Origin of the sequence: Salinicola sp. MIT1003, assembly GCF_001858555.1 — a bacterium.
In the GTDB taxonomy this organism is placed as follows: Bacteria; Pseudomonadota; Gammaproteobacteria; order Pseudomonadales; family Halomonadaceae; genus Salinicola; species Salinicola salarius.
The window spans coordinates 68,879-89,228 of the sequence record NZ_MCAP01000012.1 but is presented as its reverse complement, the minus strand read 5'-3'; the positions used below and the strand labels follow the sequence as shown (position 1 = coordinate 89,228).

The following is a 20,350-nucleotide window of genomic DNA, read 5'->3' as shown; positions in this document are numbered from 1 at the left end:
CTGCTGCACCATCAATCACCCATTGCGATGATGAAAGAATGGCAGACTAAACGGCCTGACTTATTTACCAAGCGGGTAGTTAATCACACGGGACCCGACAGATAACCATTTGCTGGTCGGTAATTTTTAGATTCCGTGCGTCCTGATAACGCCGTTCGGATTCCACGATAGCGGTGGTTTTATCGGGGGCGTTTTCCCCTTGCAAAGCGGGATGGAGATGACGTAAATAGCGGGATCGGCAACCGATAAAAGAAACGCCAACTTTGCGAGGCCGGAAGGTCGATATTACGCTAAGTCATTAACGAGCCGGGAGTTAAATAAATACTGGTAATCCCTGCGCTTTAAAAAACCTCTCGCTAAGACTTGAAAGTTTTTAAATATCCGCAATAATTCACACGCTTAAACCTACCCGCAACGGACCAACGAATGTCTCTACTTAGCGATTACGTCAAGAAAGAACAGCTCCTGAAGCAGCTTGAAGAAGAGCTGAAGCGAATGGAGGGTGATCAACGTCTGAAGTCCGAGCTCGAGTTCAAGGAGAAGCTCGAAGCTCTGATGGCGGAGTATGGCAAGACGACGCGTGACGTCATTGAATTGTTGAACCCGAAAGCTGACAACGCTCAGCCCGCTGCTGCGCAGACCGGATCGACCGGTGGCCGACGCAAGCGCAAGCTCAAGATTTACAAGAACCCCAACACCGGGGAAGTCGTCGAGACACGTGGCGGCAATCACAAGACCTTGAAGGCTTGGAAAGACGAACACGGCAGCGATACCGTCGAGTCCTGGGTCGTCAGGACGGAAGACTAAGCGCCTTTTCCTTTTTTCATGCGCTTGGGCGCTTTTTCATGCGCTTGGTTAAAACAAAACCCTCCGCCGAGATACAACGGCGGAGGGTTTCGCATTTAGCGGCTCTCGAACCTCAAGCCTTGGAGCTGATGCCGCCGAAGCCGTTGTGGCGCGACTCGCCCTTGGGGCCGTAGACGCTGCCCCCGATGGCACGATTCAGAAAATCGATGGCCTGTTGATTGTGCTCCAGCCGTGTGGAGATGATATGGCCATTGAGGCGATTGGTCCGACGGACCCGCTCTGCCAGTTCTCGAATCCGCTGCCAGGTTTCCTGCCTGTCCAGTGACTGGGCAAACTGCTCCGCACCGCGGCTTCCCATGCCGAATCCTTGCGATTGCTGATGCTCTCGCCGGAGATTCTCGATTTGATCGAGGTCATTCAACTGCTGTTGCTTCAGCGCTGCCAGTTCACCGAGGCGTTCCCCGTCGGCCCTGCCGGCGCCGAGACAGCCGGCCTCCGCATCGAGTGTTTCCGCGAGCCTTTCCAACAAGGCATGTTGTTCGGCAATCAATTCAGCTGGCGTCATGCAGAATTCCTGAAACTGGACCTGAAGTCAGGGATTATTCACCCAACATATTGCGAACGCTCTGGACCAGACCGTCCGCGATCTTGCTGGTATCGAGTTCGAGCCGGCCTTCGGAGATCGCCTGGCGGATATCGTTGACACGGGCAGTATCGATATCTCCGCTCTCGTCGCCCCTCGGGATCTGGCTCAACGTTGTCCTGGAGCCGGCCGTCGTCTTGGCAGCTTCCAGCGACTCCGCACTTTTGCGCTGCTCAGCGGCCTCACTTTGGGTCGGGCGAGTCAGCGGTTGTGTTTGATCGATTTTCAAGGTCATTACCTCATGGCTGGATGCACAATCACGTACTTGCTTACGTTATCGGCAAGACCAGCGGAAGCTGAACGAGATTCGAGCAGAGATTTGTTAAAAAAGTTATCTGGCCCGCTCACAGGTCGACGCGCAGCCGATCCTGACCCGTCACTCTCCCCTGTAGAATCTGATCATCCTCCGTCTTGAGGCGGATGGTACTGCCTAATTCGCCGTTATCCAGCGCCTCGACGCTGCGGCTGATGCGAAACCCCTGGCCCACGGCGGTCAGTACGACCGTATCACCGCGTTTCACCATCCACGGCTTTCTGATCATGTTATCGGTCAGCGTCGCGCCCGTCGGGATGCGTCGCGTGGCAACCCTGCCGACCGCCTGGTCGAGGTCATTGAGGTAGCCACGGCGCAGGCGGGAAATGTCCGCCTCCTGCCAACCCAGCATCGTCGCATCGATCCGTTGACCCGGATCAATCGACTGGAGTGCCACCAGATGGCGGACCGTCGCCGAAACCGTGGCCTGCAGATAGCGTGTCCGGCTGCCGTCGCTGCCGCAATGAACGCCTACCGTAACCCGGCCTTGAGGCACGCCGGGGCGCGGCAGAAACGGCTGCGGTGTCGAGCAGTCGCCGAGGTCGACACCGCTTTCCCGAATATCGATCGTCACCTGGTCGCCGAGAGGGGCAGTGCGCTCCTTGAGGAACTGCCGCACGCTGGCGACGACGGCCTCGGAGGATTCACCCGCCGGTTCCGCGCGGGCGATCGAAGGAAGCGGCAGCAACGATAGCGCGAAAAGCAGCGCCATCAGCGTGGCGGCGCCGGCTCGGAGCACGAGCCGTCGAGACGGTCGATGTTTCAACCGGGTACGCGGGAACGCTTCTGTCGGATCGGCACGCATATCACGGGTCTCGGGCTGTTCGCGGATCTCGTGGGGCTGTTCTCGGGGCTGGGTCCATGTCACGGAGCCAGGTCACGGATCCAGGACCAAGCGCGTCCCGGCACAGCGTGCCGGTGGACGCAATCCCCCACATTGGAGAGCGATTGTAAGCGTGCCCGTCATCGAGCATTGATGAAAATGGCGCGCAATTGACGGTCTGTTTACGGGTTTGAATCGTGCCGCCCGCCGCTATTCTCCATCCTGTCAATTTTCCAGCGAACGCCATCCGAGGTGCACGGCATGTTCGACAAGTTGGATAACGCGCTGCGCTTCCAGCAGGAGGCCATCAATCTGCGCGCAGAGCGTCAGCAGGTACTGGCCAACAACATCGCCAATGCCGATACGCCCAATTTCAAGGCGCGGGATTTCGATTTCCGCGCGGAACTGGATCGGGTCATGGAGCAGGGGCGGAGCGAAGGCTCCGGCGGCTTGTCGCTGGCGCGGACATCCGCTCGGCACATTCCGGCGCAGGCGTCAGGCGGAACGGGCGTTCAGGATCTGCTCTACCGCATTCCCGATCAGCCGAGCCTCGATGGCAATACGGTCGATATGGATCGGGAGCGCTCGGCCTTTGCCGACAACTCGCTCCGCTATCAGGCGGACGTCACTTTCGTCAGTCGCAAGATCCAGGGGCTGAAGAAAGCCATGCAGCCGGAGTAACACGATGTCCATGTTCAGTGTATTCGATATTTCCGGTTCGGCGCTGTCGGCCAATTCGCAGCGCATGAACGTTACCGCGAGCAACCTCGCCAATGCCGATAGCGTCGCCGGGCCGGACGGAGAGCCCTACCACGCCAGGCAGGTCATGTTCCAGGCGCTGAGCCAGCAGGGCGGCGGCACGGGCGGCGTTCGCGTCACCGGCGTGGTCGAGGACGACGTCACACCGATGCGCATGGAGTACCGCCCCGGGCATCCGCTGGCGGACGAGCAGGGCTACGTGCAGATGCCCAATGTCGACCCGGTCAACGAGATGGTCGACATGATCGCAGCCTCCCGCTCTTACCAAGCCAACGTCGAGGTCATGAATACCGCCAAGACGCTGATGACCAAAACTCTCACCATCGGCGAAGGCTGATCGGTGTCGGGCCACATCAAGGAGATGTCATGTCCAGTCCGGTGATCGGTAGCAGTACGCTAGCCAATATCAATGACACGGCCGCCAGCAGTGCCACTACGGGAATGGAATCCGGCAGCGAGCTCAATGATCGCTTCATGACGCTGCTGGTTACCCAACTGAAGAATCAGGACCCGACCAGTCCGATGGAAAACTCGGACATGACCGCGCAACTGGCGCAGATCAGTACCGTCAGTGGTATCGAAAAGCTCAATGACAGCCTTACCAGAATCAACGACCAGATCGATGCGGGGCAGGCCCTGCAGGCGACGGCGTTGATCGGGCAGGGCGTCATGGTGCCGGGCAACGAGGTTCTGGTGGGGGCGACCGATGACACGGGAGGTGTTGTCGCGACGCCGATCGGCGTGAATCTGGACAGCGCCGTCGAGGATCTGCAGATCGATATTCGCGGTCCCAGCGGCGAGATCATCGACAGCTTCTCTACCGGTCCGCTCGAGGCCGGCGTGCACAGCTTCAACTGGGATGGTCAGTTGGCCGATGGTTCCAAGGCCTCCACCGACAGTACCTATACCGCCTCCCTGACGGCGACGGTGGGAGACGAGACATACGCACCGGCAGCCCTGAATTACGCCCTGGTCAATGGCGTGATCCAGGGTGCCAATGGACCGCAACTGGACTTGGGACCTGCTCGGGATCCCGTGGCGCTCTCGGAAGTGCGTCAGATTCTCTGAGCAAAAGCATTGACGACACGAAACCGCTTGAGCGTACGCAACCGATAAACGTAGGGGATGAATCATGGGCTTTTCACAGGCATTGAGCGGCGTCAACGCCGCTTCCCAGCAGCTGGATGTCATCGGCAACAACATTTCCAACTCGCAGACCAAAGGCTTCAAGAGCGGCTCGGTGCAGTTCTCCGACGTCTTCGCCAACAGCGCCGTCGGCCTGGGTACCCGGGTTTCCGGCATTCTGCAGGACTTCAGCAGCGGCAGCCTGGAAGCCACCGGGCGCAACCTGGATATCGCCATCGCCGGTGACGGCTTCCTGCGCTTCCAGCAGGAAGGCCAGGTGGGCTACTCGCGTAACGGCCAGTTGACGATGACCGCGGACGGCTACCTGGAGAACGCCCAGGGCGCGCGGCTGATGGGTTACGGGCTGGCCGATGCCACCGATGTCAACTCCGGCGTCGTTACCGGTGGCCAGCCGGGCGTGCTCAACATCCCGGCGGCCGACATGCCGGCCAGCGCGACGGGCGCCACCGGCACCGGTATCAACATCCTGCTCAACCTGGATGGCGCCACGGTCGCCGACGACACCTCGACGGCAACGCTCTACAACGACCTGACTGCGAAGAACGGCGAGGATACGACTAATCAGACCTCCATCGCCTACAACTACTCGACCAGCTTCACCGTCTACGATTCCCAGGGCGCGCAGCATAACGCAACGCTCTATTTCCAGAAGACCGGTGAAAATACTTGGGTTGCTCGCACGGCGCTCGATGGTGTACTGACCGCAGATAGCCTCGGATCTGTAGCTGACCCGGCGACAGCAGAAGCACCGTTGCGGCTGACTTTCGACAATTCCGGCAAGCTCGCAACCATTAACGGCGAAGCGACAACGGCCAATCCGGTCACCTGGCCCGATCTGACGTTCACCGCCAATGAGCTAGGCACTGGTGTCGAGGAGATCAACGCCACTTTCAACATGGCGGGCAGCACGCAGTTCGCCGGTGACTCCACTGTCAAGAGCCTGGCGCAGGATGGCTATGCCGCCGGCGCACTGGTCGGCATCAGCTTCGCTGACGACGGCACCATCGTCGGTAACTATTCCAACGAGAAGACCGTCGATCTGGGCCAGATTGCCCTTGCCACCTTCCGTAACCCCGAAGGTTTGACGCCTTCCGGCGACAACCTGTTCGCGGCGACGGCGGCTTCCGGTAACGAACTGCTGGGCATTGCAGGTACCGGCACGCTGGGCTCGATCGAGTCCGAAACGTTGGAGGCCTCCAACGTCGATCTGACGCAGGAACTGGTCAACCTGATCATTGCGCAGCGCAACTACCAGGCCAACACCAACTCGATCCGTACCCAGTCCGAAGTCATGGATCAGATTGCGCAGCTGCGCTGATAATCCTGTCGCCAACAGCATTGGCGTTGCCGGTCGCGAGTCGGCCGGCAACGACCTCGCTTCGATAGGCCGGGTTCGATAGATACGATTTCGACAAGCACTGTTTCGATAGCCACGGTTTCGAAAGGCGCCGATATGAAAGGCGCCGATATGAAAGGCATAGGGCATGGATAGAATTCTCTACACCGCCGGCGGTGGCGCGAGCCAGACGATGGCGCAGCAATCGGTGGTCAACAACAATCTGGCCAACGTCAGCACGCCCGGGTTTCGCGGCGAGCTGATGGCGTTTCGTGCCGTGCCGGTGGAAGGCGAGGCGCGCCTGCCGACCCGCGTTGCCTCGATGATGACGACGCCGGGCGCCGATTTCACGCCGGGCACCATCAGTACCACCGGGCGCAGTCTCGATGTGGCGCTGCAGGGCGACGATACCTGGCTGGCGGTGCAGTCGCCGAACGGCGGCGAAGCCTATACCCGCCGTGGCGACCTCCAGGTCGATTCCACCGGCCTGCTGACATCGCTCGGCAACCCGGTGCTCTCCGACAACGGCCAGGCCATCGTCGTACCGTTGGGGGGCGACGTGACGATCGCGCCGGATGGTTCGATCAGCGTGCTCGAGCCGGGCCAGAACCCGGATGCGATCGCGCCGTTGGCGCGTCTCAAGATGGTCGCGCCGGGGAACGACAATCTGGTGCGTGGCGAAGACGGCCTGTTTCGGATGCCACCGGCCCAGGGGCAGGACGTGGCGGCGCCGATCCCGGCCGACGATACCCTGCGTCTGGTTCCCGGGGCGCTCGAAGGCAGCAATGTCACCGCCACCGACGCCATGATTTCGATGATCGACAGCGCTCGACGTTACGACATGCATATGAAGGTGATCGAAAGCGCGGACGAGAACGAACAACGCGCCAACAGCCTGCTTTCTCTGACCAGTTGACCCTGACCAGCTGAGGCTGGCCGCTGGCTGGCTTACCGACAATGAGGTTTTGTCATGATCAAGTCTTTATGGACGGCCAAGACCGGCCTGGAATCGCAGCAGGTCAAGCTGGATGTGATTTCCAACAACCTGGCCAACGTCTCGACCAACGGTTTCAAGCGGTCTCGCGCCGTCTTCGAAGATCTGCTGTACCAGAACGTGCGTCAGCCCGGTGCGCAATCTTCGGTGGTCGATACGCTGCCATCCGGCATGCAGGTCGGTACGGGCGTGCGTCCGGTCGCCACTGAGCGGCTGCACACCCAGGGCGGTCTGCAGAATACCGAGAACTCCCGCGATCTCGCGATCAACGGCAAGGGCTTCTTTGCCGTGCAGATGCCGGACGGCACCACGGGCTACACCCGTGACGGCAGCTTCCAGGTCAACGAGAACGGCCAGCTGGTGACGGCGGGCGGTTATCCGGTCGATCCACCGATCGTGATCCCGCAGAACGCGCTGTCGATCACTGTCAGCCAGGATGGCGTGGTTTCCGTGATGCAGCCGGGGACTTCCCAGAGCAACGAGGTGGGGCAGATCATGCTCTCCACGTTCATCAACCCGACGGGGCTGCAGAGCATCGGCCAGAACCTGTACCTGGAAACCGACGCCTCTGGCCCGCGTAACGATCTCAACCCCGGTCTGGATGGGGCCGGCGTGCTCTATCAGGGATACGTCGAGACTTCCAACGTCAATGTGGTGGAAGAGATGGTCAGCATGATCGAGACGCAGCGCGCCTACGAGATCAACAGCAAGGCCGTCGAAACATCCGATCAGATGCTCCAGCGTCTGACACAGCTATAAACCGGGGAAGGGCGCGTGTTGCTGACCGCAGAATTGGCCACGGTGTGGCGCAGGGTATTGATGCTGACCGGCCTCTGTCTGGTGCTGATCGTGGCCGGCTGTGCCCAGATTCCGCGCCACTCCGTGGTCGAGAATTCGTCCCCGGTGGAGATACCGTCGACACCGCCGACGCAGGCCAACGGCTCGATCTATCAGGCGCGCTTCGGCTTCCAGCCACTGTTCGAGGACCGCCGTCCGCGTCAGATCGGGGACATCATCACCATCGTGCTCGACGAACAGGTCAGTGCCAGCAAGAGCTCGGCGGCGAATGCGTCACGAGACGGTTCGGCGACGTTCACGCCGACGCTGGTGCCGGACCCTCTCGATAAACTGAGCGACTATGGCATGGACCTCGAAGGCGAGAACATCTTCAACGGTTCGGGGGGCGCCAATGCCAACAACACCTTTACCGGAACGATTACCGTGACCGTCTATGATCTGCTGGCCAACGGCAACCTGAAGGTTCGCGGGGAAAAGCAGATCGCGATCAACCAGGGCACCGAATACATCCGGTTCTCCGGCGTGATCAATCCACGCGCGATCAGCGGTTCCAACACCGTGCAGTCGACGCAGGTCGCCGACGCCCGTATCGAATATGTCGGTGATGGCTATATCAACGAAGCGCAGACCATGGGTTGGCTGCAGCGCTTCTTCCTCAACATTTCGCCGTTCTGATGCCTATGTCCGCTCTGTTTCGTTCATTCCAGTTGCGTCGCTCGCCGTTGGCCAGAGCGCTTCTGTTCCTGGCGATCCTGCTGTTCAGTCTGGGCGCCCAGGCGCAGCGCATTCAGGATCTGGCCAATTTCGCCGGCGTACGTGACAACCAGCTGGTCGGCTATGGCCTGGTGGTCGGTCTCGACGGAACGGGTGACCAGACCACTCAGGCGCCGTTCACGGGGCAGAGCATCACCAACCTGCTGTCGCAGCTGGGCGTCACGGTGCCAGCGGGCACCAACATGCAGCTGCGCAACGTGGCGGCCGTCATGGTGACCGCCAGACTGCCGCCGTTCTCCCGCCAGGGGCAGGAGATCGATATCACCGTGTCATCGATGGGCAACGCCGACAGCCTGCGCGGCGGCACGCTGCTGATGACTCCGTTGAAGGGGGCGGACGGTCGCGTCTACGCGCTGGCTCAAGGCAACGTCTACGTCGGCGGCGCCGGGGCGGAAGCGGCGGGCAGCAGTGTTTCCGTCAATCACCTGGCCGCGGGCCGTATTCCCGGAGGCGGTCTCGTCGAGCAGGAAGTGCCGATGCGACTGGGCGACGCCAGTGGCACGCTGGATCTGTTCCTCAAGAATGCCGACTTCGAGAATGCCCGACGCATGGTCGCGGCGATCAATCAGGAGTTCGGCGCGCCGGTCGCCGCCGCGCTCGACGGACGCACGGTGCAGTTGAAGCTGCCGGCCAACGACAATGATCGCGTCACCTTTCTGGCTCGCGTGCAGGGAGTGAACGTCACTACCGAGCGTGGCCCGTCCAAGGTAATCGTCAATGCGCGTACCGGCTCGGTGGTGCTGTCGGACACCGTCACGCTCAATCGTGCCGCGGTGGCCCACGGCAACCTGTCGATCGTCATCGATTCCAATCCCCAGGTCAGTCAGCCCAATGCGCTGGCTGGTGGCAACACGACGGTCGTTCCCAACGCCGACATCACCGTACAGCAGGAGGGCGGTGCGCTGCAGATGGTTCAGACCAGTGCCGATCTGATGGATGTGGTCAACGCGCTGAACGCATTGGGCGCCTCTCCCCAGGATCTGATGTCGATTCTCCAGGCGTTGAAGTCTGCGGGATCGCTCAACGCCGAGCTGGATATCATCTGATGGCGATCACCAACGATCTTTCGGGACAGTTTGCGCTCGACGTCCAGAGCGTGCAGAAGCTCAAGTACAGTGCGGCCAACTCGCCGCAGGGGAGTCTCAGGGAAGCATCGCGCCAGTTCGAGGCCGTGTTCCTGCAGATGATGCTCAAGAGCATGCGCGATGCCAGCCCCCAGTCCGGTCTACTACATAGCAATCAGATGGACATGATGCGCTCGATGCAGGATCAGCAGTGGGCGCAGCAGCTGGCGGGCAAGGGGCTGGGGCTTGCCGATCAGCTGGTGGCGCAGCTCGAGGGTAGCGGCCTGCCGGGCACCTCGGCACTGCCCGCCGCCTCGGGCGCTACGGGCGACGATGCCTCGGCCCTGATCGCCGGCATTCCGCGGGGTACGCCACGGCTGTTGCATGGTGGCCTTCGCACGCCGGGATTTGCGCCGGACCTGTCACGACATGAGATCGCCGGCGCCAGCGCTGCCACGGCCAACGGCTCGTCATCGACATCGACATCGGCATCGATGGCAGACGAGGCCGACGATCGTCCGGCGCACGTCCGCGCCTTCCTCGACAGTCTGGCAGGCCCGGCCAGGCAGGCGGAACAGTCCTCGGGCGTGCCGGCCGAGCTGATTCTGGCCCAGGCCGCGCTCGAGACCGGCTGGGGGCAGCGGGAGATTCCCACCGCCAGCGGCGGCAACAGCCACAATCTCTTCGGTATCAAGGCCGGACAGTCCTGGCAGGGCGACACCACGGCTATCACCACCACCGAGTATGTCGACGGGCGGCCGGTCAAGATGGTCGATCGCTTCCGCGTCTATGACTCCTATACCGATGCCTTCAACGATTACGCCAGGTTGATTGGCGACAACCCTCGCTATCAGGGGGTCGTGGCGGCTTCGACACCCGACCAGGCGGCTCAGGCGTTGCAGCAGGGCGGTTATGCCACGGATCCGCGCTATGCCGAGAAGCTTCGCGGCATCATGGCGCAGTTGGGCACGCTAGAAGCCGGGGCAGGTCGCGATCTGCTGGCGACTGCGAGTAATGCCGGCAATCCGTTCGGCCCCGACGATCTGCCCACGGCGATTTTCTGATCGGCGTTAACAATTGGTTGCGAAATCGCTGTCTGAAGGGGTCAAGAAGCGGCTTTCGCGGCCGATAAAAATCATAACCTTGCACGGACATCGCCAGCATCGTCATGGCGTTTCACGGGATAGCGATATGAGCCTGTTTTCGATTGGCCTTAGCGGTTTGAGCGCGGCGCAGAATGCGCTCTCGACGACCAGCAACAACATCAGCAACGTCTACACCGATGGCTATAGCCGACAGTTGACGCTGCTGGGACAGAACAGCAGCGGCGAGGGTGGCGGTTCCGGCGTCAGCGTCGACGGCATCCAGCGCCAGTACAACAGCTATATCAGTTCGCAGCTCAATCAGGTCAATAGCCGCGAGTCGGCCCTGGAAACCTACCAGAGCCAGGTCAACCAGATCGACGATCTGCTGGCGGACAGCGATTCCGGTCTGACCACGCTGATGCAGAATTTCTTCTCCAGCCTCGAGGATCTGACCGGTGCGCCTTCGGACGCAGCCGCGCGCGAAGGGGTATTGGGCAGCGCTCGCAGCATGGTCGCACAGTTCCGTGCTTACGATGGCTATCTCAGCGACATGCGTGAGGGCATCAACGGCCAGATTGGCGACGTGGTCACCCAGGTCAACGATCTCAGCGACCAGATTGCCGATCTCAACAAGCAGGTGACGCTGGCCCGTGCCAGAAGCGGCGAGGAGCCCAACGCGCTGCTGGATCAACGCGACAAGCTGGTCAGTGATCTCGGCGAGCTGGTCGACGTCAACGTGCAGGTCCAGGATGGTTCGACCTACCAGGTATCGCTATCCAACGGCACGCCGCTGGTCGCCGGCAACAAGTCCTTCGATCTCGTCGCCGTCAAGAGCGATGAAGATCCTTCCAATATCACGATCGCCTACGAAGATGGTGCCGGCTCGCGTTCGCCACTCAAGGAATCCGTCATTCAAGGCGGTGAACTGGGTGGATTGTTGAGCTTTCGTAGCGAAACCCTCGACAGCGTTCAGAACCAGCTCGGTCAGTTGGCGGTGACATTGGCAGTGGAATTCAATGACCAGCATGAGGCTGGCGTGGATATCAACGGTGATTCCGGCAAAGCGTTTTTCGAAATCGGTGGCCCGACCATCATTGCCAGTGCCAATAACGCAGGCAGCGGTTCGCTGGATGCCGAGTATGGCGACATCAGCCAGTTGACGGCGGACGACTATCAGCTGACCTATCAGGCGGATGGCTCCCTCAAGGTCGAGAACCTGAGCAGCGGCGAGAAGCTTCCTGATGTCTCTCCGGATGCTGATGGCAATTTTTCCTTCGGCGGAGTGACGCTGACTCCCGGTACCCCGCCCCCGGCTGAAGGCGACGTCTTCACACTACAGCCGACGCGCAATGCGGCTGCCGGATTCGATCTGGCGCTGAGCGATACCAGCCAGATCGCCGCTTCGGAAAGCGGTGACTCCGGTGACAACCGCAATGCCTTGGCGTTACTCGACCTGCAGAATCAGAAGCTAGTTGGCGGTAGTGCGACCTTTAGTGGCGGCTACGCTTCGCTGGTCAGCGATGTGGGCAACCGGGCGGCCATCACCGAGGCCAACCTGACGACCCAGCAGGGTCTGAGCGATCAGCTTTACGCCTACCAGCAGGCCGACTCGGGCGTGAACCTGGACGAAGAGTACGCCAATTTGATGCGGTATCAGCAGTACTACTCGGCCAATGCCAAGGTCATCGAAGCCGGTTCGGCCATCCTGGATACGATTTTGGGGCTGCGCGCTTGAGAGCTGTCGAAGCGCCGTTTTTGAATAATGATTGAGCGCGCCCTGATCGGGTGCCTTCGAGGAGAGAGCCGTGCGTGTCAGCACCGTGATGATGTTCGAGCGCAGTGTCAGCTCGATGAACCGCCAGCAGGGCGCTTTCATGGAAGTCGGCGAGCAGATCGCTTCCGGCAAGCGTGTGGTGCGTCCTTCCGACGACCCACAGGCTGCATCGCGGGCGGTCGGGGTATCGCAATCGTTGGCCACCAATGCCCAGCAGAGCGACAGCCGGGTGACGGTGCGCAACTCGCTGAGCCAGGAAGAGAGCGTTCTCGACAGTGTTTCCGATGCTCTGACGAGAGCCAAGGAGCTCATGATCCAGGCCGGCAATGGCACGCTGAGCGACGCCGACCGCCAGTCCCAGGCGTCGGAGCTGCGTGGCGTCTACGAGGCGCTGTTGGGGCAGGCCAACTCTACCGACGGTAACGGAAGCTATCTCTTCGGCGGTTACAAGGATAGTTCCGCGCCCTTCGTCAAGGTCGAGGATAATGACTCTGACCCCAAGAAGGTGTACGTAGAATACGATGGCTCCGGCGCGGTTCGCCAGCAGAAGGTCGACTCTTCTCGAATGATGGACGTCGGCAACACCGGGAAAGAGGTCTTCCAGAGCGTGGCGGCCGGCGCTGGTTACTTGGCCAAGGCTGGCGACGGCAATACTGGCACCTTGACCTTCACTGGCCCCCAGGTGACGGACACGACCGCCGATGGCTACGGCGACGAGTACGCTATTTCGTTCAGCGATAATGGTGACGGCACTTTCGGCTATACGATTAGCGGCCCGAGTGTCAGCAAGACAGGTACCTATGACGGCACCAGTGCCACTCTGGAATTCGGCGGCGTCCGTCTGACGCTGGAAGGAACGCCCGAGCCAAGTGATACGCTCGCGGTGGGCCCGGCTTCTGAGATGAAGCCCGACGTCTTTAGGACGTTGGAGAACATGCTCTCTGCCCTCGAGAACCCGCTGGATTCCGACGCCGACAAGGCGGCCTTCGCCAATACGCTGTCGACCTCCAGCCGGGAGCTGGATAACGCACTGGACAATGTGCTGACCGTGCGCGCGTCCGTCGGTGCTCGACTCAACGAGCTGGACACGCTCGATACCGTAGGGGGCGATCGCAAGATCAGCTACACCCAGACCCAGAGCGATCTGATCGATCTGGATTACACCACCGCCATTTCGGACTATGTGCTGCGGCAGGTGGGGTTGCAGGCGTCGCAGAAAGCCTTCGTCGATTTGCAGGGGACTTCGTTGTTCGACCTGATGTGATGTTTGGTCTGACGCGACGTTCGACCTGACGCGGCGTCGGATTTCAATCGCCAACGGATCGGGCCGTTAACGGCCCGGTTCGAAGTCAAAGGGGCGAATCCTGCAGGATGCGCCCCTTTTGTCTGGGTTTGGGTGAGCCGTCGGTTGGCGATTTCGAATATTGGAAAGGAGTTCGGGGAGAGATTGGCCCCGTTGTGATCTCGGGTCAGGGCGTGCCGGCCATCTGTTCGATCATGCCCTGCATGAAACGAAGCTGTTGTTCGAACAGATCGCTCCAGAAGCCTCCCATATCCGGAATCAGTGCGGTAATCAGCACCAGGCCGGCGGTCAGTGTCATCGGGAAACCCACCGAAAAGATCGACAGCTGTGGCGATGCACGATTGAGAATGCCCAGCGAGAGATTGATCAACAGCAGCGCGGTGACGATGGGAATCGCCATCAGCAGGCCGGAGGAGAAAATGGTGCCGCCCCAGCGGGCCAGCGTTTCGGCAAAGCTGGCATCGATCGAGGTCGAGCCGATGGGCAGCACCTCGAAGGTCCAGGCGAGAATTTCGATCGTGATAAGGTGTCCGTTCATCGCCAGGAACATCAGCAGCGTCAAAATTTCCAGCAGGCGCGACAGCACCATCGTATTGGTGCCGGCATCCGGCTGGAAGAAGGTCGCGAACCCGAGGCCCATCTGCATGCTGATGAACTCGCCGGCAGTCTGCACCACGGCGATCATGATCCGCAGCACCAGGCCCATGGCGATACCGATAAGGATCTGCTGAAGCATGATGCCGAAGCTTTCCAGCGAGAACAGAGGAATCGCCGGCATCGGTGGCAGGGCAGGCGCGATGGCCACAGCGATTGCGGCCCCAAGCAGCGCCTTTACCGGCGTTGGTACGCTCGGCAAGCTCCACAGCGGTGACGCCATGAAGAAGGCAAGAATGCGAACCGTGGGCCAGAAGAAGAGCCGTATCCAGCTTTCCCACTGGGCTGAGGTAATATCGATCATCGATCGCGCTGACGAATCAGCTCACCATCTGGGGAATGTTCTGCAGCAGTTCCCGAGTGAAGTTGACCAGGAGCTGAATGATCCAGGCGCCGGAGAGGATCAGCATGGCGAAGACGCCCAGGATCTTGGGAATGAACGTCAGCGTCATTTCGTTGATCTGGGTCGCCGCCTGGAAAAGGCTGACCAGCAGGCCGACCAGTAGCGCGGTCAGCAGTAGCGGAGCGGCTATCATCAGGGTCACTTTCATGCCCTGGTAGGCCATGCTCATTACCATTTCGGGAGACATTGCTTACCTCCATGCGGTCGCGAAGCGGGGGCTGACGACACGGTTCGTGTCTGTGCGACTCACGAGAAATAGAAACTTTGGGTCAGCGAGCCGATCAGAAGCTGCCAACCATCGACCAGCACGAACAGCATCAGCTTGAACGGCAACGAGATCGTGGCCGGTGGCACCATCATCATCCCCAAAGCCATCAGTACGCTGGCGACGACCAGGTCGATGATCAGAAATGGGATGAAGATCGTGAAGCCGATCTGGAAGGCCGTCTTCAGCTCACTGGTGACATAGGCTGGCACCAGGATACGCATCGGCACGTCTTCGGGACCCTGCATCTCGCCGACATCGGCGATGCGGGCGAACATTGCCAGATCGGCCTGCCGGGTTTGGGCGAACATGAACTCGCGGAATGGCTGGCTGCCTCGCTCCAGCGCTTCCTCCATCGAAATTTCTTCGGCCGAGAACGGTTGCCAGGCTTCTTCATAGGCCCGGTCGAGTACCGGCGACATGACGAAATACGTCAGAAACAGCGCGAGCCCGAGCAGAACCTGCGTCGGCGGCGCCGAGGGCGTGCTCATGGCGGTACGCAACAGCCCCAGCACGATGATGATCCGGGTAAAGCAGGTCATCATCAGCAGCATCGCCGGCAGAAAGGCGAGCGAAGACAAAAAGAGCAGCGTCTGCAGGCTCAGCGACCAGCGCTGACCGCCGTCCGCCATTGGCTCGCTGACAATGCCGGGAATCGCCTGCGCCATCGCCCACTGGCTGGCAGTCAACGCCGCCAAGACGCCCAACCCCACGACGACGCCACGCAATCTGGAATTAGCCGCAATAGCCACTAGTTGTCGACCCCGTTGTCCCGTCTGGGCTTTTGGCGCTTGAGCGAGTCACTCGCATTCTGTTTGAGGGCTTGACCCAGGCGACTGGCAAAGGAGCCGCTCAAGGGTGCCGACCCAGAGGCGACAGGCGTATTGGGGGGCGGGGTCATGCTGTCCAGCTTGGTTACCTGACCGCCACCGACGCCCAGAACCAGCCAGCGATCATCGACCTCGACGATGACCACGCGCTCGCGTTGCCCGACCGGCGTACTGGCCACGACACGCAGATGCTGCGTTCCGGCACGACGGTTAGGACCGATACGCTTCAGCAGCCAGGCGCAGGCCAGGATGATCGCCACGACGATCAGCAACGACATTGCCGTCTTGCCCATCATCAGAAGGCCGATGCTGTCGCCGCTGCCGGCCGTGGTCTGCGCCGCCTGCTGTAGCGTATCGTCGTTCATCGATTCAGTTTCTGGACGCGTTCGGACGGCGTGACGATCTCGGTGATCCGGATGCCGTATTTGTCATCCACGACGACGACTTCGCCCTGGGCGACGAGATAGCCGTTGATCATGATGTCCATCGGTTCACCGGCCAGTCCGTCCAGCTCCACGACCGAGCCCTGGGCCAGTTCGAGCAGTTGCTTGATGGTGATGCGCGTTCGGCCCAGCTCGACCGAGAGCTTGACCGGGATATCCATGACGACGGCCAGATCCCGAGCCTCGCGAGTGTTGCCGCTGCCTTGATCGAAGGACTGGAAAACGCCGGCTTCCGCCGATTGTGCCTCGCCGGAACCCGCCGTGCCGGTGGGCTTGGTCGCTTCCTCGACCGTTTCGGACTCGTCGGCTTCAGGCTCGACACCCTGTTCCGCCATGGCCGCTGCCCAAAGATCGTCGGCATCCTGGTTGTTGTCGCTGGCCGTATCGGAAGCTCCCTTCTGGGATCCCGGTTTTTGATCATCACTCATTGTCGAAGTCCTTCATGGCGGAGTACGTACCATGGTCAATAAGATGCTTCACCCGTAGCGCGCGTTGACCTTGCCGGGTCCCGTATTCACAGGCCATGACCGGTACACCGTCGACACGCACGTCGATGGCTTTGGGAAGATCGAAGGGGAGAATGTCGCCGACCTTCAGTGCCATCACGTCACCGATGGTCGAAGGTATCTCGGCAAAATCGGCGATCAATTCGACCTGGGTCTGTTTGATCTCGCCGGCCATGCGCGACTCCCACTGGGTATCGTCGCTGTCGAGCGTTCCGATCGGGCTGGACAGAATGTCCCGGATCGGTTCGATCATGGAAAAGGGAATGCAGATGTTGAAGTCGCTGGTCAGGTTGCCGACCTCGAGATGGAACGTACTGTTGACGACGATCTCGTTCGGCGAATTGGTGATGTTGGCAAAGCGCACCTGCATTTCGGAACGCATGTAATCGACGTCCACCGGATAGATCGATTTCCAGGCGTCGCTGTAACCCTCCAGCGCCAGCGACAATAGCCGCTGGATGATTCGCTGTTCGGTGGCGGTGAATTCGCGACCGTCGGATTTGGTCAAAAACCGGCCATCACCGCCGAACAGGTTGTCCACCACCATGAAGACCAGACCCGGCGGGAACACCAGCAGGGCGGTGCCCTTGAGCGGCTTGAGGCTGATCAGGTTCAGGTTGGTCGGTACCGGCAGGTTGCGCGCGAACTCGCTGTAGCTCTGGTAGCGCACGCCGGCGACCGTGATATCGGCGCTGCGTCGAATCAGGTTGAACAGGGCCACCCGGAAGAGACGCGCGAACCGCTCGTTGATGATATCCAGCGCCTGCAGACGCTCACGGATGACCCGGTGCTGGTTGGCCGGGTCGAACGGGCGCGCGTCGCGACGGTTACTCTCGGGCGCTTTGGCGGGTGTGTCGGTATCGCCGCTGACACCGTTGAGAAGGGCGTCGATCTCTTCCTGCGACAGCAAATCGTCTTGGGACATGATTGGCCTGGCGTCCGCTTACTGCACGATGAAATCGGAGAACAGCACGTCGTCGATGGATAACGTGGGCTGCGGCGTGGTGATCGGCTCGTTGAACAAGTCGAGAATCTGCTGCTTCAGTTGGACCTTGCCTTCGGGCTTGATCAACTCTTCGGCGCTCTTGCCGGATAGTAGCATCAGCAGCCGGCTGCGAACCTCGGGCATGTGCTGAGTGAGAAACGTGCTGGTCGCCTCATCGCCGACGCGCAGCGACAGCCCGACGTAGAGCAGGCGGTCGCCGTAATCGCTCTGCAAATTGACGGTGAAGGGGTTGATGGTCACGAAAATCGGCACCGGCGCTTCGACCGGCTCGTCATCGACGACCTCGGTCGCCTCGCTGCCGTCGCGGGCGTCGAGGAAGAAGTACACGGCGACCGAACTGGCCACCGCCAGCAGGACGATCAGTAGCCCTATCAACAAGAGGGAGCGGCTTTTACGGGATGCGGCCATTGATTCTGCCATTACGGTGATCTCTGAAAGTTGCAGCGGATTATGCGGTGCTAGAGGGTGTCGCGATCGACGGAAAAGACGCCTTCCGGTCTGCTAACTTCCCCTTTCATGCGCCGGGATCGGAAGATGAAGGCGTGCCAATCGCGAACGGCGCCGCATGACTTGATGTCGCGGCGGGAGTGCCCGCCGCTATCCGTGTTATCGGCAGCGCTGGCTAGGCGTAAAGGTTGATATTGCCGTTAGGGGTGAGGGCAACCTGGCGCAGGGTGGCGTCATCGCTCGTATCGACTCCCGATGCGGCAAGCAGCGGGCCGGAGGCGCTCGACGTGCCACGCGGACGATCGTCGTCCGATGACTGGCCTTGCTGGAACTGCCCCTGATCGCCGACCATCGCTTCACCCAGAGCGATGCCGCTATCGGCGAGCGCCTGGCGGAGCTGAGGCATTGCGGCCTCGACGGCAGCGCGAACCGGCGCGTGGGCAGAAAGGATCTGAAGCTGTGCCTGCTGGTCCTGTACCGTCAGCGATACGCTCAGCGGGCCGAGCTCCTGCGGATGGAGGCGTAGCGACATCTGCTGGTCGCCACGCTGATGCATCTGCAGGATTTGCTGGCCGAATGAAGCTGGCCATTGCGGTGACTGAACCGGGGTCGAGATGGCGCCGTTGGTCATCGTTGCTGCCGATGCCAATCCCGTACCGTTCGATAGCGGCGACGTCAGATGCGACAGAGATCCGCCATCGGGCCGCGGGCTCGTGAAGAGGGCGCTATCCAGTCCGTCACGTTTCGCGCCGGATGCCGATAGGGCGTCCGCGAGCGCTGCACCGTCCGGGTCTCCCGTTGACGAAGATTGGGCCAGAACCTGGCCGGCCGCTGCCAGCAGCCCCGACGACGAGGTCGGATTGCCGTTACGGTTTCCTTCGACTGCCGAAAGCAGCTCGCTGAGCCCAGGCTGTCCGGAAGTCGCATTGACGCGAGTCGAGGAGCCGGGCTGATCGCCGTCATCCGATATCTTGTCGGACACCGACATCTTGCCGGACAGCATCGCGGCCACGTTGCGTGCGGCGTCGCTGGACGTCAGGGTCATCTGCTGCAAGGCGGATTGTCCGGCACCGAGTGTCGCGGCGCCATTGCCGGCGGCAGCCGCCGAAACGTTACCGGCGGGTTGCGCGCCCGTCGTCAGCGGAAGTGCGGCGAAGATGGCGGCAAGAGCGTCCGCGTCGATCGGCCCTGCGTCGCTATCACTCGCCTCGGAGCTCGATGGCGCCTTGCCGTCGGTCTTGCCTTCGAGGCTGGCCAGGACGGCGTGAAGCCCTGTCATGTCTCCCTCTTCCAGGGCTTGCAGAATTTCGCGTGCGTCCTCGCTCGTCTGTCGAGTGGCATCGGATTCGGCATTCGCTACCTGCGAATCCTTTGTCGGCTGGCGGCTGGAGGCGAGGGCCGAGGATGTGTCATCGGTTTCTTGGGTATTCGACCGCTCGGGAGTGTTCGTTGCCTGCGACGCTGAACTTCCACCGGCTGCGGATCGCTGGGGCTTTTCTGCCCCTGCGGCCCGCTGCATGACATCGGCGAAGGGCGCGCTGGCCGTTTCCCTGGACGCGCTGTTCCCGGTATTGGCGCCACGCGTCGAGGATGAGGTCACGCTGATGAGAGAGGAAAGTTCCATGGACTACGCCGCCAGTTTCGTTATCGGATAGAGCTTCTAATCGGTGCTGCTGAGCAGGGCTTCCATTCAGTGTCTCGGTATTACCACTGGTGCCCGGCGTCCTGCTGACGGCGGCGTAACTGCGCGGCCATCTCGTCACTGTGACGTTGCTCGTGACGCGCCTGGTGGCGGGCCGCTTCATGCTGGCTGCGTGTGTGCAACGTGTCATAGGCGTTGAGTTTTCGGCGTTCGCCCTGCCAGTGCTGCTTGCCGTTCTCGACGCGAGACTGGTGCTCGCCGAGCCGGCGCTGTTGCTGTTCGATCGCCTTGTCGAGAGAGGCGATGAACTGTTGATAGTCCCGCCATTGGCTCGATGAGACACCCCGGGTCAGACTGTCGTGGAGCTTGCGCTGGTACTCGTCACGATAACGCTGCAGCTGCCCGAGCTGATTCTGAGCCTCCTGCTGTTGACGCTGCAGATGACCCAGGTTCTCGACAGCCTTGTCGCTGCTGCGCTGCGCCAGATCACGAAGCATCTGCATGGCGTGCATGTTGGCCAAAGCGTTACCTCCTA

25 protein-coding genes and 1 pseudogene are annotated in these 20,350 nt (G+C 61.1%); 14 read left to right on the top strand and 12 right to left on the bottom strand.

Features of this window, described 5'->3' with window-relative positions:
- Both BC443_RS19070 and BC443_RS07715 read left to right on the top strand, forming a co-directional pair.
- Positions 1-105: pseudogene (locus tag BC443_RS19070) on the top strand (IS481 family transposase); the annotation flags it as partial.
- A gap of 321 nt (positions 106-426) precedes the next feature.
- A complete protein-coding gene (locus tag BC443_RS07715) occupies positions 427-807 on the top strand; it encodes a histone-like nucleoid-structuring protein, MvaT/MvaU family (protein WP_071231268.1) in 381 nt (126 codons plus the stop codon).
- A gap of 112 nt (positions 808-919) precedes the next feature.
- On the opposite strand, the gene BC443_RS07710 is transcribed toward BC443_RS07715, so the two are convergent.
- The 3 genes from BC443_RS07710 to flgA form a co-directional block, all read right to left on the bottom strand.
- Positions 920-1,372 (bottom strand): flagellar protein FlgN, encoded by a 453-nt coding sequence (locus BC443_RS07710; protein ID WP_071231267.1) that lies wholly within the window; start codon positions 1,370-1,372, stop codon positions 920-922.
- A gap of 34 nt (positions 1,373-1,406) precedes the next feature.
- On the bottom strand, positions 1,407-1,679 hold the full coding sequence (flgM, locus tag BC443_RS07705; RefSeq protein WP_071231276.1) for a flagellar biosynthesis anti-sigma factor FlgM: 273 nt from the start codon (positions 1,677-1,679) through the stop codon (positions 1,407-1,409).
- A gap of 115 nt (positions 1,680-1,794) precedes the next feature.
- On the bottom strand, positions 1,795-2,631 hold the full coding sequence (gene flgA, locus BC443_RS07700) for a flagellar basal body P-ring formation chaperone FlgA (RefSeq protein WP_139284270.1): 837 nt from the start codon (positions 2,629-2,631) through the stop codon (positions 1,795-1,797).
- A 216-nt stretch (positions 2,632-2,847) separates the two neighbouring features.
- Here flgA and flgB point away from each other — a divergent pair, with 216 nt between their 5' ends.
- The 11 genes from flgB to flgL all read left to right on the top strand — a co-directional run bounded on the left by flgB (position 2,848) and on the right by flgL (position 13,580).
- On the top strand, positions 2,848-3,267 hold the full coding sequence (gene flgB / locus BC443_RS07695; RefSeq protein ID WP_071231265.1) for a flagellar basal body rod protein FlgB: 420 nt from the start codon (positions 2,848-2,850) through the stop codon (positions 3,265-3,267).
- A 4-nt stretch (positions 3,268-3,271) separates the two neighbouring features.
- Complete coding sequence (flgC, locus tag BC443_RS07690; RefSeq protein ID WP_071231264.1) at positions 3,272-3,682, top strand: flagellar basal body rod protein FlgC; 411 nt, start codon at positions 3,272-3,274, stop codon at positions 3,680-3,682.
- 29 nt (positions 3,683-3,711) lie between these two features.
- On the top strand, positions 3,712-4,413 hold the full coding sequence (locus BC443_RS07685) for a flagellar hook assembly protein FlgD (protein ID WP_071231263.1): 702 nt from the start codon (positions 3,712-3,714) through the stop codon (positions 4,411-4,413).
- A 64-nt stretch (positions 4,414-4,477) separates the two neighbouring features.
- Positions 4,478-5,809, top strand: a complete 1,332-nt coding sequence (gene flgE, locus BC443_RS07680; RefSeq protein WP_071231262.1) for a flagellar hook protein FlgE — start codon at positions 4,478-4,480, stop codon at positions 5,807-5,809.
- 166 nt (positions 5,810-5,975) lie between these two features.
- Complete coding sequence (locus BC443_RS07675; protein WP_071231261.1) at positions 5,976-6,743, top strand: flagellar basal body rod protein FlgF; 768 nt, start codon at positions 5,976-5,978, stop codon at positions 6,741-6,743.
- Positions 6,744-6,797: 54 nt separating this feature from the next.
- Positions 6,798-7,580, top strand: coding sequence for a flagellar basal-body rod protein FlgG (flgG, locus tag BC443_RS07670; protein ID WP_071231260.1), 783 nt, complete (start codon positions 6,798-6,800; stop codon positions 7,578-7,580).
- A 60-nt stretch (positions 7,581-7,640) separates the two neighbouring features.
- Positions 7,641-8,294 (top strand): flagellar basal body L-ring protein FlgH, encoded by a 654-nt coding sequence (locus BC443_RS07665; RefSeq protein WP_071231275.1) that lies wholly within the window; start codon positions 7,641-7,643, stop codon positions 8,292-8,294.
- Complete coding sequence (locus BC443_RS07660; RefSeq protein ID WP_071231259.1) at positions 8,294-9,439, top strand: flagellar basal body P-ring protein FlgI; 1,146 nt, start codon at positions 8,294-8,296, stop codon at positions 9,437-9,439. Before BC443_RS07665 ends, BC443_RS07660 begins: the two co-directional genes overlap by 1 nt.
- Positions 9,439-10,521: a flagellar assembly peptidoglycan hydrolase FlgJ gene (flgJ, locus tag BC443_RS07655; protein WP_071231258.1), complete on the top strand. Its 1,083-nt coding sequence runs from the start codon at positions 9,439-9,441 to the stop codon at positions 10,519-10,521. The genes BC443_RS07660 and flgJ overlap by 1 nt, the downstream gene beginning before the upstream one ends.
- Before the next feature lie 127 nt (positions 10,522-10,648).
- Entirely contained in the window at positions 10,649-12,277 is a 1,629-nt protein-coding gene (gene flgK, locus BC443_RS07650; RefSeq protein ID WP_071231257.1) for a flagellar hook-associated protein FlgK, read from the top strand.
- 70 nt (positions 12,278-12,347) lie between these two features.
- Positions 12,348-13,580, top strand: a complete 1,233-nt coding sequence (gene flgL, locus BC443_RS07645) for a flagellar hook-associated protein FlgL (RefSeq protein WP_071231256.1) — start codon at positions 12,348-12,350, stop codon at positions 13,578-13,580.
- A 205-nt stretch (positions 13,581-13,785) separates the two neighbouring features.
- On the opposite strand, the gene fliR is transcribed toward flgL, so the two are convergent.
- The 8 genes from fliR to BC443_RS07605 all read right to left on the bottom strand — a co-directional run bounded on the left by fliR (position 13,786) and on the right by BC443_RS07605 (position 19,452).
- Positions 13,786-14,577, bottom strand: coding sequence for a flagellar biosynthetic protein FliR (gene fliR, locus BC443_RS07640; protein ID WP_071231255.1), 792 nt, complete (start codon positions 14,575-14,577; stop codon positions 13,786-13,788).
- 16 nt (positions 14,578-14,593) lie between these two features.
- On the bottom strand, positions 14,594-14,863 hold the full coding sequence (gene fliQ, locus BC443_RS07635; protein WP_071231254.1) for a flagellar biosynthesis protein FliQ: 270 nt from the start codon (positions 14,861-14,863) through the stop codon (positions 14,594-14,596).
- Between the two features lie 59 nt (positions 14,864-14,922).
- Complete coding sequence (gene fliP / locus BC443_RS07630; protein WP_083387278.1) at positions 14,923-15,609, bottom strand: flagellar type III secretion system pore protein FliP; 687 nt, start codon at positions 15,607-15,609, stop codon at positions 14,923-14,925.
- 83 nt (positions 15,610-15,692) lie between these two features.
- Positions 15,693-16,136 (bottom strand): flagellar biosynthetic protein FliO, encoded by a 444-nt coding sequence (fliO, locus tag BC443_RS07625; RefSeq protein ID WP_071231252.1) that lies wholly within the window; start codon positions 16,134-16,136, stop codon positions 15,693-15,695.
- Positions 16,133-16,642, bottom strand: coding sequence for a flagellar motor switch protein FliN (gene fliN / locus BC443_RS07620; protein WP_071231251.1), 510 nt, complete (start codon positions 16,640-16,642; stop codon positions 16,133-16,135). The genes fliO and fliN overlap by 4 nt, the downstream gene beginning before the upstream one ends.
- Positions 16,635-17,645 carry a flagellar motor switch protein FliM gene (gene fliM / locus BC443_RS07615; protein WP_071231250.1) on the bottom strand — a complete coding sequence of 337 codons (1,011 nt, stop codon included), beginning with the start codon at positions 17,643-17,645 and terminating at the stop codon, positions 16,635-16,637. The genes fliN and fliM overlap by 8 nt, the downstream gene beginning before the upstream one ends.
- Before the next feature lie 18 nt (positions 17,646-17,663).
- Positions 17,664-18,146, bottom strand: coding sequence for a flagellar basal body-associated protein FliL (gene fliL / locus BC443_RS07610; protein WP_071231249.1), 483 nt, complete (start codon positions 18,144-18,146; stop codon positions 17,664-17,666).
- Positions 18,147-18,348: 202 nt separating this feature from the next.
- Complete coding sequence (locus tag BC443_RS07605) at positions 18,349-19,452, bottom strand: flagellar hook-length control protein FliK (RefSeq protein WP_071231248.1); 1,104 nt, start codon at positions 19,450-19,452, stop codon at positions 18,349-18,351.
- 238 nt (positions 19,453-19,690) lie between these two features.
- On the opposite strand from BC443_RS07605, the gene BC443_RS18800 reads away from it, so the two are divergent.
- The gene (locus BC443_RS18800; protein ID WP_157957031.1) at positions 19,691-19,828 is read left to right on the top strand and encodes a hypothetical protein; all 138 of its coding nucleotides are present in this window, start codon (positions 19,691-19,693) and stop codon (positions 19,826-19,828) included.
- Positions 19,829-19,877: 49 nt separating this feature from the next.
- Here the strand turns inward: BC443_RS18800 and fliJ are convergent, their stop codons facing one another.
- Positions 19,878-20,327: a flagellar export protein FliJ gene (gene fliJ / locus BC443_RS07600; RefSeq protein WP_071231274.1), complete on the bottom strand. Its 450-nt coding sequence runs from the start codon at positions 20,325-20,327 to the stop codon at positions 19,878-19,880.
- Positions 20,328-20,350: the final 23 nt, after the last annotated feature.